The sequence below is a fragment of the Nitrincola salilacus genome, from assembly GCF_046271865.1.
In the GTDB taxonomy this organism is placed as follows: domain Bacteria; phylum Pseudomonadota; class Gammaproteobacteria; order Pseudomonadales; family Balneatricaceae; genus Nitrincola; species Nitrincola salilacus.
Map to the genome: position 1 here is coordinate 2742941 of NZ_CP176580.1, position 17107 is coordinate 2760047.

Sequence of the window (17107 nt, forward strand, 5' to 3'; positions counted from 1 at the left end):
GTTTGCAATGAAGCGAACGAAAAACGACAGATTTAAACCCATCTGAGTTTGTAACCACACGAGACAGGAAGGTTGTGATGTTTTCACCGTTAAGCGTTGTGCTGATTGTGGTCCTGTACATGGGCCTGCTATTTGGATTAGCACAATGGGTAGAGAAGCGTGCTCAGGCGCGAGGTACGCATAAAGGTTCCAGCTGGGTATATGCACTTTCTTTGGCCGTATTTTTCACGTCATGGACCTTCTACGGCAGCATCGGATTTGCCGTGCACTCCGGTATGCTTTTTCTGGCCATCTATATCGGTGCGCTGATCAGTGTGATTTTCTGGTGGAGCACGATGAAAAGGATGGTCGCGGTGAAGGAGGAGTTTCGCATCACCAGCATTGCCGACTTCATCTCAACCCGTTATCGCCGCTCGCAGCGTATTGCCGCTCTGGTGACGGTGATTGCACTGAGTGGCATCGCACCCTATATTGCGCTGCAGTTGACGGCAGTCATCAAGAGCTACAGTCTGATCACGGGCGTGAGTCACACCCTCAGCCCTGGCGTCACTGGCTTTATGGTCACCCTGATGATGATCGCGTTCACCATTATTTTCGGCATCAGACGACTTGATCCAACCGAGCGCCATCAAGGGATGGTTGCCGTATTGGTGGCGGAATGTCTGGTCAAACTGGCTGCGTTTCTGATTGTTGGCCTGTCTGTGATCTATATCGGCTTCGGTAGCTTCGATAATCTCCTGCTTCTGCTGGATGATATGCAAATCACGCAACTGACCAGTTTCACGGCAACCCAGCACCCCGGTGTCATGTGGTTAACCCTGATCGTACTGGGGTTTGCGGCAGTACAACTTTTACCACGGCAGTTTCATGTAGCAGTGGTAGAAAACAGCGATCAGAATCACATCAAAACTGCCATGTGGATGTTTCCACTCTATCTGATACTGATCAACCTGTTCGTTATTCCCATTGCGGCGGCTGGTTTGGTTTATGAGCTTCCGCTCGGATCTGCCGACTACTTCATGATCCTCGTACCACAATATCTTGGGCAGAAAGCACTCACCATCATCGCCTTCATAGGCGGTTTTGCTGCAGCCACAGGCATGATTATTGTTTCCACCATGACCCTGTCGACTATGGCATCCAACCATCTGATTCTGCCCTTCTGCGAACGCTTCAGCCGACTGGAGCCACTGCGCGCCTTTATGCTGCAGATACGCTGGATCATGGCTGCGTTGATTCTGCTGGCCAGCTATCTTCTGGCGATGAGTCTGGGTGACACCTACCTGCTGGCATCAATGGGGCTGATCTCATTTGCCGCGGTACTGCAATTTGCCCCCGCCCTTTTGCTGGGCATGTTCTGGCGCACCGGCAACAGCATTGGCGCCATGACCGGACTTCTCAGTGGCTATATCATCTGGGGTTATACGCTGATCATACCGGCCATGATTCGTGAAGGCTGGCTGGCCGACAGCATACTTGAGCAGGGACTGCTGGGTTTGCACTGGTTGCGTCCGGAAGCGCTGTTTGGCCTGGACTTTCTTCCGGCCATGACTCACAGCGTTATCTGGTCTCTGCTGTTCAACACACTCTTTTACCTGCTCGGTTCCTGGTTCTATCATCCGCAGAAAGCGGAAAGGAGCCTCACGCGTGAATTTCTGAATGCGATGCTGTCAAAGCAGATGAGCGGAAAGGCCCGCCCCACAGGACTGGACGCCTATATCGCACTGGAATCCAAAATGGTTGAAGCGCACTTATTGCTGATCCGATATCTCAGCCATGACAAAGCTGAAACGGCCATAGAGCGTATCACCGAAGATCTGCAGGTCCACAAAAAGGACTATATCACCATCATTGAGTTGATGGAGTTCCACCGCATGCTGGAGCAGGTACTTGCTGGCTCCATCGGCGCAGCCAGCGCTCACAGCGCCATGGAAGAGCGAATCAGTTACACCGACCGAGAAGCGTCTGATCTGAAGGCACTCTACAGCCATATCGTCGGTGAATTACAAGGCCAGATCCGTCTTACCACTCAGGATTCGGATCAGGATGAGCACGCTCCAAGTGGTTATCTGCTGTTGGATGAACTGCAGCATCAGGTGGATGACCTGAAAGAAACAATCGAGAAGCAGCAAACTGCACTGAACAAAATGGAACAAAAGCTGGAACAGCAGTATCAGGAGATATTTGACTATCGTCTGGAGGCTCAGAAACTGCGTCATGAGAATGAAGTTCTCAGACAGCAGATAGTTAAAGAGGACAGCGAAAGCAGTTAATCTCGACGCCGGCAGTACATACCCTCCTCCAGGGGAGTATGTACTGTTTTCCGTTCAGATCACGAGTCTGCCTGCTGCTCTTCCCGGTGCAGATGCAGAGCCATCTGGGGATAAGGAATGGTGATACCTTCTTCGTCGAAGCGAAGCTTCACAAGTTCGGTAACATCCCAGAGCACATCCCAGTAGTCGGCGCTCTTGACCCAGGGTCTGACATTGAAGTTGACGCTGCTGTCCCCCAGAGAGGCCACCACCACCACGGGTGCCGGATCATCCAATACACGCTCATCATTCGCCAGAATATCCTGCAGTATCTGCTTGGCCTTACGAAGATCATCGTCATAGCTGATACCAAATACCATATCGACACGACGCGTATCTCTGCGCGAGAAATTGGTGATGACACCCGCATAGATATTGCCATTCGGCACCAGAATTTCGCGGTTATCACCAGTGCGCATCATCGTGGTGAAAATATTGATATTCTCCACAACCCCGGAGATTCCCGCAGCTTCAACAAAATCACCTGCTCTGAACGGGCGAAAAACAATCAGCATGACCCCTGCTGCAAAATTTTTCAGCGAATCTTGCATCGACAGACCGATGGCCAGCCCTGCAGCACCTACCAGTGCGATTAAGGATGTGGTGTCGACACCCAGCTCTCCGAGAGCGGCCACCACCACGATCAATAACAGCAAAGCATTGACGATGGAGGTAATAAAGTTAACCAGAATCTCATCAAGATGAGCTTTACGCAGCATGCGAGAAAGGACATTGATCAGCAGCTTAATGACCTGACGACCAATAAAGAAAATCAGCAGTGCCATGCCAATGTTAATCAGCCAAGGCAAAACATAGACACCAAAGAAGCTATCCATACAGTTAATCCCGAATTATCAAAAAGGTTACCATTTGAAACGCTGATAGATTATCAAGCTCCAGCCGAAGCTGACAACCGATAAAATTTACTCTGAACTTTTCTGCGGGCTAGCCATCAGATTTTCAATCCGTACAATGGCGATAGTGATATGTTTTAGGATTAAGAATGAAAAAGCTTCTCGGTATCTCGTTTCTTGTAATAATCAGCAACCCGCTTCATGCAGAGGTCGGTCATATTGCTGATGATGTCTATGTTTTCACTCACGGTGGTCCCAGCAATGAATATCGCATCAATGGCAGGGTCAATAGCGGAGAAGCCATAACAATTCTGGAAAGGAACAGCAACACCAAATATGTCCATGTACGTACTGAAGCAGGTCGCACAGGATGGTTACCCAGCGAGTTTGTGGAAACCGGGCTGAGCATCCTGCATCGATTGCCTCAGATGGAAACCGACCTTAAAGCCAGCCAGGCGCTGGTCGAAACTCAGGCACACGAAATCGCCTCACTGCAAGAGCAACTCGAGCAATTTACATCTGAAAGTCAGCAATATGAGATGGGAGTACAACAGTTACAAGCCCAGATACGCTCTCTCGAAAACGATATTGAGCATATGGACCAGAGCAATCTGATTCGCTGGCTAACCCATGGAGGCCTGGTTGCTCTTGGAGGCGTCATTCTGGGGTTGATCATTCCCCATCTACCGAAACGCAGAAAGCGTCGTGAGGAGTGGTTCTGATACTCTCGCCTTATTGATCAAGTAATTGAGCTGATACGGGATATGGGGAAGGGTCTGATGAGGATGCCGTGGGTACACTCAACGGCTCCAGCTCCCCATATCCCTCTCCCTTGGACCAGTAATGCCTACCCTGCTCGACACGTACCACCTGTTCAAAGCGGCCATCCAGATAAGTCACCGCATCTTCCAGCGTGTCGATATTGCAGAGTATGACGCCACCGCGGTTATTGGCAGTTGTGAACAGATAACTTTTCATCGGAGACTTTTTATTCCATTGTCAGCAGTACATGATCCAGTGGCTTGCTCAGCCACTGAGTAAGCTCTTTTGCCGCCAGAGGACGAGAGACCAGATAGCCTTGCGCCTGATCACACCCCATCACTCTGAGCAATTTGAGCTGCTCAATATTCTCCACACCCTCGGCCACAACTTCAAGGTCCATGGCGTGGCTCATTGCAATCATTGCTGATACCAGTTTTCTATCTGTCTCGGAATGCTCGATATTACTGATGAAACTGAGATCAATCTTGAGCTGGTTCAATGACATGATACGGATATAATTCATGCTGGAGTAGCCCGTACCAAAGTCGTCGATGGAGACACCGACCCCAGCCTCACGCAATCGATTCAACGCTTCACTGGTCTGCTCTGCACTGTGCAGAAAGCTGGTTTCGGTCAATTCAACACAAAGTTTTTCCGGCTCCAGAGAAAATTCTTCCAGCAGATCAAACACCTGCCTGGCAACATCATGTCGCTGAAACTGCCTGGCTGACACATTCGCTGCCACCTGCAGATCAAACCCCTGATCACGCCATTGGGCCGATTGGTAAGCCGACTCGCGCAGTACCCAGATGCCTATTTCATCGATCAGGCCTGAATCCTCTGCCAGCGGAATAAACTCGCCGGGAGAGACACTTCCCAGTTCAGGACTGAACCAGCGGGCCAGTGCTTCAACCCCTACAACCCTATTACTTTTAAGACAGAGTTTTGGCTGATAGAACAGAACCAGTTCGTGGTTATCCAATGCTTTCTGCAGCAGATTAGTCATCTGATAACGCGACTGTGTCTTCTGGTGCAGCTCCGGCGAATAGAAGCGAAAGCTGTTCCGCCCTACCTGCTTGGCTTCCGCCAGGGCAGTATCGGCACTGCGCAGCAGCAGTTCAATCGTATCTCCGTCATCCGGATAGATCGCCACACCAATGCTGGTAGAAATTCTCAGCTCCGCATTATCAACCAGTATCGGTGCTGAAACAATTTTGCACAGCTGCTCCAACCCCAGCGTCAACTCCTCGACACTTTTCCAACAGGTCAGAATAAGAGTGAATTCATCGCCCCCCGGCCTTGCAGCCGTTTCCTCTTCATTAACTGTGCTTTCAATACGGCTGGCGATCTCGCGCAGCACTTTATCACCCGTCACTTGCCCGAAACGATCATTGACACGTTTAAACAGATCCAGGTCAAGCGCCAGCAAGGCAATGCGTGTTCCCTGCTCTCTGGCATAAGTGATAGCAAGATCCAGTCGATCATGAAACAGACGCCGATTGGCCAGTTGCGTAATCTCATCGAAGTAGGCAATTTTTTTCATTCGCGCTTCGGAGCGCTTAACCTCGGTCAGGTCATGAAAAATGGCAGCATACTGATGTATTTCACCGCGCTCATCTTCAATTGCCGTGATGCTCAACCACTCAGGATATACTCGCCCCTGCTTGCTCTTGTTCCAGATCTCCCCCTGCCAACGCCCATGCTCCTGAATGGTATGCCACATGCGCTGATAAAAAGCTTCATCATGACGACCCGAGCTGAGTATATTGGGGTTACAACCCAGAACTTCCCACTCTTCATAGCCAGTGATCTGAGTAAATGCCGGATTGACACTGACGATGCGTCCCTGCCTGTCAGTGATCAGTATCCCTTCCATCGAAGCGTCGATCACCTTCTCGATCAAGCGCAGGCTATGTTCGGTCTGCTGCAGGCTATGGCTGCGATCATGTAACAATTCACGCAGCCTGAAGACATAATCTATCTCGACATTACGCAGAATATCGGAATAAGAAGCCAGGCCGATTACCTCACCGCTGGCTGATAACACGCCCAAGTGTCTGAAGCCATGTTTGCGAAAATGCCTGCGCGCATTATACAGACTGAGATCACCCGGCACGGACACCAGTTTATTAAGACCAAACTCCGAAAGGGGGCGATCCAGATCCTTGCTATAGGTGGCCAGAAAGGAGATGACGTCGGTTTCGGTGATAATCAGAATATCGCCCTGCTCCGATTCGACCAGTGCCGCTGTCAGATCCGCAGTGCGCATACGACTGATGGCAAGACGCAAGGTGCAGACTGACGGCAGCCGCATCGGATCACGATTACAGACCTCAGACAGAGAGCGCAGAAACAGATCATGCTCCAATCCCTGACTATTGACGATATCGCTTTCGCTGACCACCCCCAGCAACTCATTCTGCGAACTGACCACTGCAGCATGGCGGATACTGCGACCCATAAACTCAAGCCCCAGCTCATCAATGGTAGTCTCTGGGCCCACCGTCAATACCGGTGAGGACATCACATCACTGAGCTTCAGGGGCAAATCAGACTCTATCTGACCAAGGCGCATGGCATCGCGTCGCGTCAGAATACCCACAGGTCTCAGCTCATGACATACGAGTATTGACCCGATACGACAACGTGACATCAGCTCAATGGCTGTTTCGACACTGTCTTGTGGCGAGCAACTGACAATATTTTTGCGGCAGATATCAATCACCTGCAAACGATTACTGTTGCGCACCTCAGTATTCATAAGTTCTCAATTAGAAAAAACCTGATAAAAAACCCCAATAAAAAACATAGTTTAACAGCCCTTATTCAAACACACTACACCCATCAAAAACTTGGCCGTGCTACCCGTGTAAGCATAGCTGAAGATGAAATATTCGCTGAAAAGCAGTTGTCGGATTCAAACAACTGTGTAAAAGTCTGTACTTATCTGCCCTAAGGATCTCCGGAGCTCCAAAGCGATGCAATACCCCCTGACAACACTGATAACCCTTGTAGAGCAGATCGCGCGCACGCAAGATCCTGAGGCGATGATGGATGCGATTGTCGGCCGCCTCAGTGACTTGATGCGTGTCGAGGTCTGCAGTCTTTATCTATGTAATCCGGAGCAGGACAGCCTGGTGCTGGCTGCCACCCGCGGCCTGGCCCCCGAGGCAGTAGGAACAGCCAGACTGTCAATCAACGAGGGGCTGGTCGGGCATATTGCTGCATCACTCAATACGCTGAACCTGGGTGATGCGCCGGCAGATGATCGCTTTGTATATATACCTGAAACACACGAGCAGCCCTACCACCGATTTCTGGGGGTACCACTGATTCACCTGCGCAAACTGATTGGTGTACTGGTTGTTCAGGGCACTCAACAAGTACCTTTCTGTCAGGAAGAAGAAGCCTTTCTGATGACAGTGGCCTCTCAGCTTGCAGGCACACTGCACCACCTGCAACGCAGTGGCAGTTGGATGCAAAGTACTGACAACAGCCCATTCATTCGTCACAAAGGTATTCGCGGAGCCAAAGGTGTCGGCTGCGGACGCTTGTGGATCATTGATCCGCATATGACGCTGGACCAGGTCAAGCCGGGATTCAACAGTGATCCTATACAGGAAAAGGGCGATTTCAGCGAGGCACTCACGGCCGTTTCAGAAGAGCTGGAAACAGGTTCCGGCAAACTCGGCCATCACCTGCCCGCAGATGTGTCTGCACTGTTCAGCGTTTATCAGATGATGCTGCAAAGCCCTGAAATGATCACCGGGGTCAACAAGCTGATCATTATGGGCGACAGCGCCACCTGGGCACTGAAGCAGACCATTGAGCAGATGGCTGAAAGCTTCGAACAATCCAATGACCCTTATCTCAAGGCACGCAGCGAAGATATACGCAATATCGGCCAGCGGATACTGAACCAGTTACTGGTGCATGATCGTCAGGTGATCGAGGCACCCGACGAGCCACTGATTCTGGGCGGAGAACAGATCAGCATTGCCGATCTGGCTGAGTTTCCACTCAAGCGCATCCACGGCATACTCTGCACAGGCGGCTCTGCCCTGTCTCACACTGCAATCGTCGCGAATGCTCTCGGCATCCCGGCCATTATGGGACTTGAGCACGTGGATCTGGATAATCACCGAGGCGACAAGGTGATTGTCGACGGTAATCGTGGTGAATGCATAATCAATCCTCCCTCGCCCTTGCTGGATGAATACCGTCGTATCATCGACGAAGAGCGGCGCTTCATGCAGGATCTGGATCGGCTGAAAAACGAGCCTGCACAGACCCTTGATGGTTTTCGCGTCACGCTCCTGACCAATACCGGTCTGCTGGCAGATGCCACGCCCGGTCTGGAAAGAGGTGCCGAGGGTGTCGGACTGTATCGCTCAGAAATACCCTTCATGATTCATGACAGCTTCCCCACTGAACAGGAGCAGTACCTGCTCTATCGTAAGGTACTGGAGGCTTATGCACCACGCCCCGTCTCCATGCGAACACTGGACATAGGCGGTGACAAGCAGCTTCCTTACTTCGACATGACGGAAGAGAACCCCTATCTCGGCTGGCGTGGCATCCGTTTCACACTCGATAACACCCAGTTGCTCGTGGCTCAGGTACGAGCCATGCTGCGAGCCGATGTTGAACACGGCAATCTGAAGATGCTGGTACCGATGGTCAGCCGTATAGATGAAATCGTTACCTTCCGCCGCTATGTCGAAAAATCCGTCGAGGCTCTGAACCGGGAAGGAACCCCCGTGAGAATGCCCGAAATAGGCATGATGGTAGAGGTGCCTTCAGCAATGCTACTGCTGCCGAAGCTGGCACGATACATCGACTTTGTTTCAATCGGCAGTAATGACCTGACTCAGTACTTGCTTGCCGTGGATCGCAACAACCCGCGAGTGTCGGAGCTGTTTGACCACCTCCACCCGGCAGTGATGCTGGCACTTGAACAGATCCTTAATCAATGCAAGGCACTGTCTCTGCCTGTCTCCCTATGCGGTGAAATGGCGTCCGATCCTGCTGCTGTTTTGATCATGATTGCACTGGGCTATGACTGCCTGAGCCTCAGTGCTTACAATATTCCAAGAGTCAAACTGCTGATCCGCTCCGTTAGCCGTCAGCAATTGCTGCCCTTGCTCGCCCAAGCCAGAGAGATGGAGCATGAAGCGGAAATAAGAGCACTTTTTGAACCGCTGATTGAAAGCCTTGCCGGTCCGAAAAAGCCATCATAACCACATGAAATTCATGTGTTTTTTTGATGTGTTTTCGCGTTTTTTGACAAAACACCGGACACAAGGTGCTTGTTTGAATTATAATTTGTCTCTTTGATTGCCCTGCTGAAACAGATATGGACTAAGCTATAGTCATCAGCCCATCTCATCAATTTATCGGGAGGAATCAAACAAAATCAGAAGAGCTACGCACTTCTGGCAGATTCATGAATCGCTACGGTCGCGACACATGACAAGCTGCATTGAAGCCTTTCTAGGAATACTTGGCGGCACGCTTTTAATGCCCAGAAGTTGCAAAATTAAACTATTAAGGTATAAACAATCTCTCATATACTGCATTATCGAGTGAGCTGGAAATGGATTTAAAAGATCTGCTAATTCTGCTTATCGAGCCTTCACGAGTTCAGCGCAATATTATTGCCGGACACTTGCGCTCGCTGGGTATCAATGATGTTGAAGAGTTCAGTGAAGCAGCGCCTGCTCTGGAGAGAATGGATCAGATTACTCCCGACGTTGTGATGTCTGCCATGCATCTGCCGGATATGACAGGTTCAGAAATGGTCAATACCATGCGTATGCGCCCTGAGCTGGCTGATGTTACTTTCTTTCTGATCTCGAGCGAAACCATGTATCGCTACCTGGAACCTGTTCGCCAGGCCGGCGCTACAGCGATTCTGCCTAAACCCTTCGATCCGGAAGATATGCTCAAAGCGCTGGAAAGCGCCGTTCATTTCGTGGCTGACCGAAACGGCGGTGATGAAGAACTGCTGGACGATGAGTTCGATGAACTAGCCGTGCTGGTGGTTGATGACAGCCAGTTATCCAGAAACTACCTGGAGCGTGTTCTGCAATCGATCGGTATTCACAATGTCCGTGAAGCCAAGGATGGTGCCGAAGCGCTACAGATGATGAAAGCGCAGGTATTCGATCTGGTCATCACCGACTACAACATGCCCAATATCGACGGGCTTGAGTTGGTTCATCACATCCGGCAGTACACAACTCAGCAAGCTGTGCCAATCATTGTCGTGACATCCGAGCAGAATCAGGAGCCGCTCATGGCGTTTGAAAACGAGGGTGTATCAGCGGTATGCTCGAAACCCCTCTCCTACGATACGCTGAAAACGCTGATCAGGCACCTGATCAGGGAGCAACATATTATCTGACGGTCGATATATGACCATCTATATGATGAAAGCTGCCATAAGCACTGCTTCATGAATAAAAAACCGAGGTCTGATCCTCGGTTTTTTATTGGGCACTACCTGTATTGGCTATTACACCTCAGGCAGAGTCATCCATCAGATGCTTTGGATCAAAGCCCATAATCAATGCCCCCCAATGCTGGCCATTCACATAAAGCGGAATGGACAGATCATTGAGCACCTCTCCGGTATCGCGAATGAAGGTCTGCAACAGAAATGGTGATTGATGTGACGCTCTGCGCTTCTCTGCACGGTTGGATGCGAAGATACGTCTGTTGCGACTCTGCAGATTATCGACATCGAAATTACCCGTCAGCGGCTTGGAAACCTTACTGTGATGAGCCGGCGCATAGCCGTTCTTATCCACCGCGATAGCATAGATAAACTCGGGCCGTTGCTGAATAAAGTTATCAAATATTGGGCGCATCTGCTGGTCAAAGATCTCAGCGTAACGCGTGTCATACTTCTCCGGCAGCTGATTCGGATTCGTGCGGGTATAGCTGGTATCAAACAGATTAATGCCCTGAGCCTTCATCTCCTCCAGTTTACTCATCACCTGCCTTGCCCAGTTCTGCCCCGTCTGGGTCATGGTCTCAAACCCACCGAAACCGATGGTAAAGCGTGACAGCAGCTCCTGTGTCTGTTCGGTTGCCAGTTCCAGATCAGCCGAAAACTTGCGGGATGTAACCATCTCATCCCTCATTCTGGATGAGAGGTTGGTAATCGCCTGAACATGTGTATGTGATTCCTTGTTGGTATAGGAGAGCTCATCAATGGCAGCAGAAATACTGGTTAACTGCGAGGTTGTCTGTTCGAAATCAGTGACCATGCGGATGAACTGGTCATTGGTCTTGTCAATAAACTCCTCGGTGCTTTCGACATACTGCAAAATATCAACGGCACTGCTGTGAGTCACCTCAACAAGTGAACGCATCTCGTTGATATTAGAATCGATCTGCCCCGTGGCATCACCAACCTTCCGAGAGAGATTTCGCACTTCGTCCGCCACAACTGAAAAGCCACGACCGGCGTCTCCCGCTCTGGCTGCTTCAATGGAGGCATTCAGCGCCAGCAGATTGGTCTGATCGGAAAAGTCCTTCACCATGGACAGAATTTTGGTGATGTTGACTGAGTTCTCGCTCAACTGCTGGACAGTCGTCTGGAAATTGCTTGCCAGCTCACGAATCGACTTCACCTGCTGCAGCACTTTTTTCAGCTCAGCACTGGATGCCCTGACTTCGCCCATATTACTGCTGGTCTGCTCACTGATTCTCAACGTGTTACCGGCGATCTCATCAATCGCCTGAGACGCCTGGCTACTCGCTTCATACACCTGCATCGCCTGCTCTTCCTGCTGATCCGACGCATTACCTGCTTCAAAAACCACCTTCTGCAGCTGATTACTGCACAACGCCACCTTCACAGATCGACGCCGCGTTTCTGCAATCATTTTTTTCAGACTGGCAGAGAAGTCGTTGTAGCTTCGTGCCATTTCTGAAATTTCATCGTGGGTATAGTCCGGTAGCGTGGCCGATATATCACCATCCTTATCCTTGATCGCGCGCAGCACATCAGTGATATCTTTGATCGGACGCAAAAAAAGATGGCGCATAAAGAAGATTGTAAAAATACCTGATGCCAGTGCAAACAGCATGATTGCCACACCCGGTAAAAAGAAACGATCATAGCTCTGCAAGAGCTGATTCGACTGTTCAGCAGCAAGCGGCAGAGCCTGCAAATCTGCCTTGAAACTGGCCGAGTGCCATAGCATCAACAGCAACAGGAGCACGAAGGGAAACAGGAGGAATAGAATATTGCCGACTATTTTTTTGGTCAGCGAATTCCAGAAACGTTTTTCAACCTCTCGATACAAACTCATTGGCTTACTCTGTTATTAGTATTGGGTTGCCAACATATTGGTCCGTTTCAATGCAGGGGCTGCATCAACACATTACACGAAGCCACGGACGCTTAGGCACTATAATTACAGTATTGCAATGGTATCCAAATGTTTCAACTAGCCATAAGTGTTAGGCTCTTAGTACAAAAGTGGAATAATACCCTCCAGCGGCTACCACTCCAGCCATGCATTGCGCTTCTTTATATAGGATCTCAGTGCCTTGTAATCGGGACAGTGCCTGGCAACCAGCTGCCAGAAAGCCGGGCTATGATTCATCTCGCGCAAGTGACACAACTCATGAATGATCACATAGTCCTGCACCGCCTGAGGGGCATGAATAAGGCGCCAATTAAGCTTGATCAACCCGGATGTCGAACATTGACCCCAGCGCCGCTTGAAGCCCTTGACCTCCAGTGCACTTGGAGTCAGCGCTGTCTGCTGGCTGAGCTGATGCAGCCGACGCGTCAGATGCGCCTGCGCCTCTTGCAGTAACCATGATTTCAAAAGCTCTTCAACAGCCTCCGGCTCCGAGCGACGAATCCGTGAGGACAGGCTGACCAGTAGGGTCGCATTATCCAGCCTTGTTACCTGACTGCTGTCACCGACAAACCATTGCAGCCGATATGGCGTGCCATTCAGAGGGATCTCTGCGCCTTGCTTCAGACGAATCTCATGATGATCGAACTCATGCTGCTGCCTTGTCAGATGCTTCATTACCCAAGACCTTTTCTGCTGCACCCAATGCAGCAAAACCGGCTCAGACACTCTGTTCGGCGCCCTGACCACCACTTCACCTGCCACGATCTCTATCGAGGTAGTGCGTCGGGCACTTCGTACCACACGACAGGGAAATCCCAACTCAGATTCTCGCCACTTCATCCAACCACTCATTCTCTACAAACTCTTATGGCAGGCGCGGATCAACCCCAGCAGTTCTCGCCTGTGCTCAGGCGAACTATTCTGACCATATCGCTGAGTTTCGTCCAGCAAAGCCATCTGCCTGAGCTGATTCGACAAATCCGGTCTTTCCTCGGCCAGACGAACACAATAGCTTTGCAGTGATTCTTCGGGATGGCGCGGTATGCCCTTCTGTGCCAACCGCTCCAACAGACGATGCAAAGCCTGATCAACTGGATCACGCCTGGTAACAGCCGTCTGGCGGAGCTGAGTCCAGGCAACCCAACCAAGAACGAGCGAAGCCGGTATCATCAGTGCAAGAATCATTCGCAGCGGGTTCAAGTCACCCAACCAGTTACGCAACAACTGCTCCTGCTCCCCTTGATAATGCAGCACCCAACGATGCCAGGCGAAGTTTGCCCCCTCATAATACAGACGCATCTGTAGCAACAACCCTGAGCGACTCACTCTCAATGCAGACACAGGGTTATCGGCCATAAACTCAGGATCATCAGCAAACAGCGTTTCCAGGCTCTGCTCAATCCGTTGCGGAGCCACAGCAGCAGTCGGGTCGATGCGTACCCAGCCCTCTCCTTCAAGCCACGCCTCAGTCCAGGCATGCGCATCATACTGACGCAGCAGCAGATATCCCTGATAGGGGTTCCACTCTCCCCCCTGATAACCGCCCACTACACGCGCAGGTATCCCGACATTACGTAACATGAAGGCAAAAGCACCCGCAAAATGTTCACAAAAGCCGCGCTGATGCTCCAGCATGAACTGATCTATCGAATGCTGCTCCATGCGCGGCGGCTGTAATGTATAGGTAAACTCTCGGTTAAACAGGTTTAACAGTTCATCAATATAACGCTCAGGTTGTTGATCCGCAGCCTGCCAAAGCTGTTCAGACAACGCTTGTGTACGTGGATTGCTGCTCGCCGGTATTCTGGTGTAGCGCGCCCGTTCATCGTCACTCAGATCAATACCCAATTGATAAACAGATGAAGACTGCAACCGATAATGCTGACGGCTCTCGATAACCGATTTGCTTTCCAGGGTGCGAGTTCGGGTCAGCACCTTGTCATTACCTATGCCTCCTGACGCTATACCACTCGACATAGGCATATCCAACGCGAACAGCCAGTTACGGCCTGTACGCTCCTGAATGATCTGATACTCGAAAGGCTCAGATAACGGGGTAAGTGACTCCGCCGGCTGACTCAACAGCAAACTCGCCTGCGACCACTGACGTCCGTCGAACTGACTGTAAACCATCGCACGCCAGTAGCGTTGTGCCGGTGGCGGTGGCTCGCCATCAAAGACCACTCTGAATGCCATCGCAGCAGAGCGAGTCAGTTGACTGACATCTCCAGGTGCCATGGTATCCGACAGACCTGTCACGGCAGCCGAACGATCCAACTGCACCGACCAGAGCGGTTCAATACGGGGAAAAAGCAGAAAAAGCAGCAACATCAGTGGAACAGAAGGCAGCAAAACACGAAATGATTGAACCAGCGGCCGTTTGTAATCAACCCTCTGCGGGTCCTGCCAGACACTGTTCAGTGCAGCTGTCACCAGCAGGATGGCGATAAAACAGAGCAGCGCCATCCACATCTCCTGCTCAAAAAGAAATGTGGTGGTGGCAACAAAGTAGGCAACGTAAATCAGCACCAGGGCATCGCGCCGGTGATAGATCTCGAGTAATTTGAGCGATAAGGCCAGTACCAGAAGCGATACCGTTCCGCTGAGCAGACTCTGCTTGTCAAATGTCAGCAACAGCCCCGCTGCAGTAATCAGCACCAGCAGCAGCTTGACGCTCCAGTGCGGGAAGGACCAGCGCCCACTGTGAATCATCAGCCGACAGGCAATCATCGCGACACAGAAAAGCGGTATCCAGTAAGGCATCCAGATCAGATGAGGCACAACCACCGCCACAAATGCGACCAGCTGCCAGACTACGGCAGCACGGCTGATCTGCTGCGCATGTTGCTTCATCGTTTTCCCTCCACTTCAGCCGGCATCTCCGGCAAGCGAAACAGAGCCAGTGCCTGAAGAAGACGTTGGCGATGCGCTTCCCCTGTCGCCGGCGGGTAGACCTTGCCTGGCAGTCTCAAGCCATAAGGTTGATTCATATGCGCGAGTCGAACAACCCAATAGCACAGTCGAGATAACCGCTGCTCGACATCCAGTGCGGGCCAACCATCCCAATCCAACCAGAGTTTGCGATCATGATGCGCGATATATTCGCTGGCATGCATACCCTGACCACGTGCAAACACCTTCCAGGCCACCCGCTTTGGCGACATACCCGGCTCAAAACGGGTCAGGCCACTGAAATCATCGCTACCTTCATGGCGCATCTCAAGACCATCTCCCTCACCGGATGCCACCGGCGGCAAATCCCCACCCGGCATCGGGTGCGGGTACACCAGAGCACGCAGATCCGTATTGATCCATGTCCAGGCTCGAAACAGACCCAAGGGGTAACGCGTCTGAATTCGCAGGGGGCCAGGCAGGCACCAGCCCCTGCTGTTTGCCTGACACGCCAGCTCAACCTGAAGCTGTGTATCACCGGTCATGTCCAGCGTCAGTGGGGGACCATTTTGCCAGGAAAAATCCAGTTGCTCATATAGGCGCTTCTCAGGCCGTTGCAACTGCAGCGTGAACCCGGCCTTTTCACCTGCAAAACAGGGATGTCCGGCGACAGATGTAATCCTGAGTCCAGCCAGATTGCTGTAGGTATGCAGTATCGACACGATGAACATGCCGCCCAGTAAAAAAGTGGCCGCATAGGCGAGATTGTTTTGATAATTGATCGCCAGCAGCAGTAACAGAAAGAGCAACAGCAGGAACATCATGCCGGACAGTGTCGGCAGAATGTAGATCCGCTTTTGTGTGAGTGTCACTGAACGTGAGGCGGGTGAACGGCGCAACGCCCAGGCTTGCATCTGCTGGCGCAAAGCTGTCATCCAGTGCCGGGCTTTCATAATCAACTCAGCACATCAACCTGACTGAGCAGCTCAGCCACCAGCCGGGTTGAGGTATGTCCGGCGATATCTTCAGCCGGACGGATGCGGTGACCAATCACCGGCTCCAACACCCGTTGCAGATCTTCGGGAACGACATGCTCCCGCCCTTCAAGCCAAGCCCAGCCTCTGGCACAGCGCAGCAATGCCAGAGCTCCGCGGGGTGACACACCAGAACTGAAGCCCTGCCCTTCACGGGTGTACTGCACCAGCCGCTGCAGATAGTCGATCAAACTGCTGGAGGCATGCACCTGATGTATCAGCTTTTGTGCCTGCATCAACTCTTCCGCCGTGACCAGCGTTTGCAGAGTGTCTATCTGCTGCCGGGTATCACCGACAGCGAGCAATCGCCGCTCCACCTCCGGCGCAGGATAACCCAGTGCAATTCTCATCAAGAAACGATCCAGTTGAGACTCCGGCAGCGGAAAAGTGCCGTATTGGGTAACGGGATTCTGCGTGGCGATGACAAAAAAGGGAGTTGGCAGCGTGCGGGTTTCGCCATCCTGTGTCACCTGCCCCTCCTCCATCGCTTCCAGCAAAGCGCTTTGAGTTTTTGGGGTGGTGCGGTTGATCTCATCGGCCAGCAATACCTGAGTGAACACCGGTCCGGGATGAAAACGAAACTGCCCGGTGGCTGCTTCAAAAACCGAAACACCCAGAATGTCTGCAGGCAACATGTCACTGGTGAACTGGACACGCTTGTCAGCCAACCCGAACACTCGCGCCAGAGAGTGCGCCAGAGTTGTTTTGCCCATACCCGGCAGATCCTCAATCAGGAGATGGCCACCGGATAACAGACAGGTGATTGCCAGTCGGATCTGCTGCTCCTTACCCAGCAACACTTTGCCCAGTTCATCTGCACATTGCCGAAACTTCTGTGCCAGCAGATCACTCACATTTCACCTCCCCGG

12 protein-coding genes are annotated in these 17107 nt (G+C 51.6%); 4 read left to right on the forward strand and 8 right to left on the reverse strand.

Annotated elements, in window-relative coordinates; genetic code table 11:
- Positions 1–77 precede the first annotated feature (77 nt).
- Positions 78–2273, forward strand: a complete 2196-nt coding sequence (locus tag ACK3CJ_RS12925; RefSeq protein WP_409522626.1) for a hypothetical protein — start codon at positions 78–80, stop codon at positions 2271–2273.
- Positions 2274–2332: 59 nt separating this feature from the next.
- On the opposite strand, the gene ACK3CJ_RS12930 is transcribed toward ACK3CJ_RS12925, so the two are convergent.
- Positions 2333–3148 (reverse strand): mechanosensitive ion channel family protein, encoded by an 816-nt coding sequence (locus tag ACK3CJ_RS12930; protein ID WP_409522627.1) that lies wholly within the window; start codon positions 3146–3148, stop codon positions 2333–2335.
- A gap of 167 nt (positions 3149–3315) precedes the next feature.
- Between ACK3CJ_RS12930 and ACK3CJ_RS12935 the strand changes: the two genes are divergently transcribed.
- On the forward strand, positions 3316–3888 hold the full coding sequence (locus ACK3CJ_RS12935; protein ID WP_409522628.1) for a TIGR04211 family SH3 domain-containing protein: 573 nt from the start codon (positions 3316–3318) through the stop codon (positions 3886–3888).
- Positions 3889–3898: 10 nt separating this feature from the next.
- On the opposite strand, the gene ACK3CJ_RS12940 is transcribed toward ACK3CJ_RS12935, so the two are convergent.
- Both ACK3CJ_RS12940 and ACK3CJ_RS12945 read right to left on the reverse strand, forming a co-directional pair.
- Positions 3899–4144 (reverse strand): hypothetical protein, encoded by a 246-nt coding sequence (locus ACK3CJ_RS12940; RefSeq protein WP_409522629.1) that lies wholly within the window; start codon positions 4142–4144, stop codon positions 3899–3901.
- A 10-nt stretch (positions 4145–4154) separates the two neighbouring features.
- Complete coding sequence (locus ACK3CJ_RS12945; protein WP_409522630.1) at positions 4155–6689, reverse strand: EAL domain-containing protein; 2535 nt, start codon at positions 6687–6689, stop codon at positions 4155–4157.
- A gap of 217 nt (positions 6690–6906) precedes the next feature.
- Here ACK3CJ_RS12945 and ptsP point away from each other — a divergent pair, with 217 nt between their 5' ends.
- Both ptsP and ACK3CJ_RS12955 read left to right on the forward strand, forming a co-directional pair.
- Complete coding sequence (ptsP, locus tag ACK3CJ_RS12950) at positions 6907–9168, forward strand: phosphoenolpyruvate--protein phosphotransferase (protein WP_409522631.1); 2262 nt, start codon at positions 6907–6909, stop codon at positions 9166–9168.
- A 356-nt stretch (positions 9169–9524) separates the two neighbouring features.
- Positions 9525–10334 (forward strand): response regulator, encoded by an 810-nt coding sequence (locus ACK3CJ_RS12955; protein ID WP_409522632.1) that lies wholly within the window; start codon positions 9525–9527, stop codon positions 10332–10334.
- A 118-nt stretch (positions 10335–10452) separates the two neighbouring features.
- Here ACK3CJ_RS12955 and ACK3CJ_RS12960 read toward each other — a convergent pair whose 3' ends face one another.
- The 5 genes from ACK3CJ_RS12960 to ACK3CJ_RS12980 all read right to left on the reverse strand — a co-directional run bounded on the left by ACK3CJ_RS12960 (position 10453) and on the right by ACK3CJ_RS12980 (position 17092).
- A complete protein-coding gene (locus ACK3CJ_RS12960; RefSeq protein ID WP_409522633.1) occupies positions 10453–12252 on the reverse strand; it encodes a methyl-accepting chemotaxis protein in 1800 nt (599 codons plus the stop codon).
- Between the two features lie 192 nt (positions 12253–12444).
- A complete protein-coding gene (locus ACK3CJ_RS12965; protein ID WP_409522634.1) occupies positions 12445–13152 on the reverse strand; it encodes a M48 family metallopeptidase in 708 nt (235 codons plus the stop codon).
- A 15-nt stretch (positions 13153–13167) separates the two neighbouring features.
- Positions 13168–15165 (reverse strand): transglutaminase TgpA family protein, encoded by a 1998-nt coding sequence (locus ACK3CJ_RS12970; protein ID WP_409522635.1) that lies wholly within the window; start codon positions 15163–15165, stop codon positions 13168–13170.
- Positions 15162–16157 carry a DUF58 domain-containing protein gene (locus ACK3CJ_RS12975; protein ID WP_409522636.1) on the reverse strand — a complete coding sequence of 332 codons (996 nt, stop codon included), beginning with the start codon at positions 16155–16157 and terminating at the stop codon, positions 15162–15164. Before ACK3CJ_RS12975 ends, ACK3CJ_RS12970 begins: the two co-directional genes overlap by 4 nt.
- A 2-nt stretch (positions 16158–16159) precedes the next feature.
- Positions 16160–17092 carry an AAA family ATPase gene (locus tag ACK3CJ_RS12980; protein WP_409522637.1) on the reverse strand — a complete coding sequence of 311 codons (933 nt, stop codon included), beginning with the start codon at positions 17090–17092 and terminating at the stop codon, positions 16160–16162.
- Positions 17093–17107: the final 15 nt, after the last annotated feature.

Excerpts from the sequence above, each read along its gene's own strand:
- ACK3CJ_RS12965 (WP_409522634.1), bottom strand. The coding sequence starts at position 13,152 with ATGAAGTGGCGAGAATCTGAGTTGGGATTTCCCTGTCGTGTGGTACGA.
- ACK3CJ_RS12930 (WP_409522627.1), bottom strand. The coding sequence starts at position 3,148 with ATGGATAGCTTCTTTGGTGTCTATGTTTTGCCTTGGCTGATTAACATT.
- ACK3CJ_RS12925 (WP_409522626.1), top strand. The coding sequence starts at position 78 with ATGTTTTCACCGTTAAGCGTTGTGCTGATTGTGGTCCTGTACATGGGC.
- ACK3CJ_RS12960 (WP_409522633.1), bottom strand. The coding sequence starts at position 12,252 with ATGAGTTTGTATCGAGAGGTTGAAAAACGTTTCTGGAATTCGCTGACC.
- ACK3CJ_RS12945 (WP_409522630.1), bottom strand. The coding sequence starts at position 6,689 with ATGAATACTGAGGTGCGCAACAGTAATCGTTTGCAGGTGATTGATATC.
- ACK3CJ_RS12940 (WP_409522629.1), bottom strand. The coding sequence starts at position 4,144 with ATGAAAAGTTATCTGTTCACAACTGCCAATAACCGCGGTGGCGTCATA.
- ptsP (WP_409522631.1), top strand. The coding sequence starts at position 6,907 with ATGCAATACCCCCTGACAACACTGATAACCCTTGTAGAGCAGATCGCG.
- ACK3CJ_RS12970 (WP_409522635.1), bottom strand. The coding sequence starts at position 15,165 with ATGAAGCAACATGCGCAGCAGATCAGCCGTGCTGCCGTAGTCTGGCAG.
- ACK3CJ_RS12955 (WP_409522632.1), top strand. The coding sequence starts at position 9,525 with ATGGATTTAAAAGATCTGCTAATTCTGCTTATCGAGCCTTCACGAGTT.
- ACK3CJ_RS12935 (WP_409522628.1), top strand. The coding sequence starts at position 3,316 with ATGAAAAAGCTTCTCGGTATCTCGTTTCTTGTAATAATCAGCAACCCG.
- ACK3CJ_RS12975 (WP_409522636.1), bottom strand. The coding sequence starts at position 16,157 with ATGAAAGCCCGGCACTGGATGACAGCTTTGCGCCAGCAGATGCAAGCC.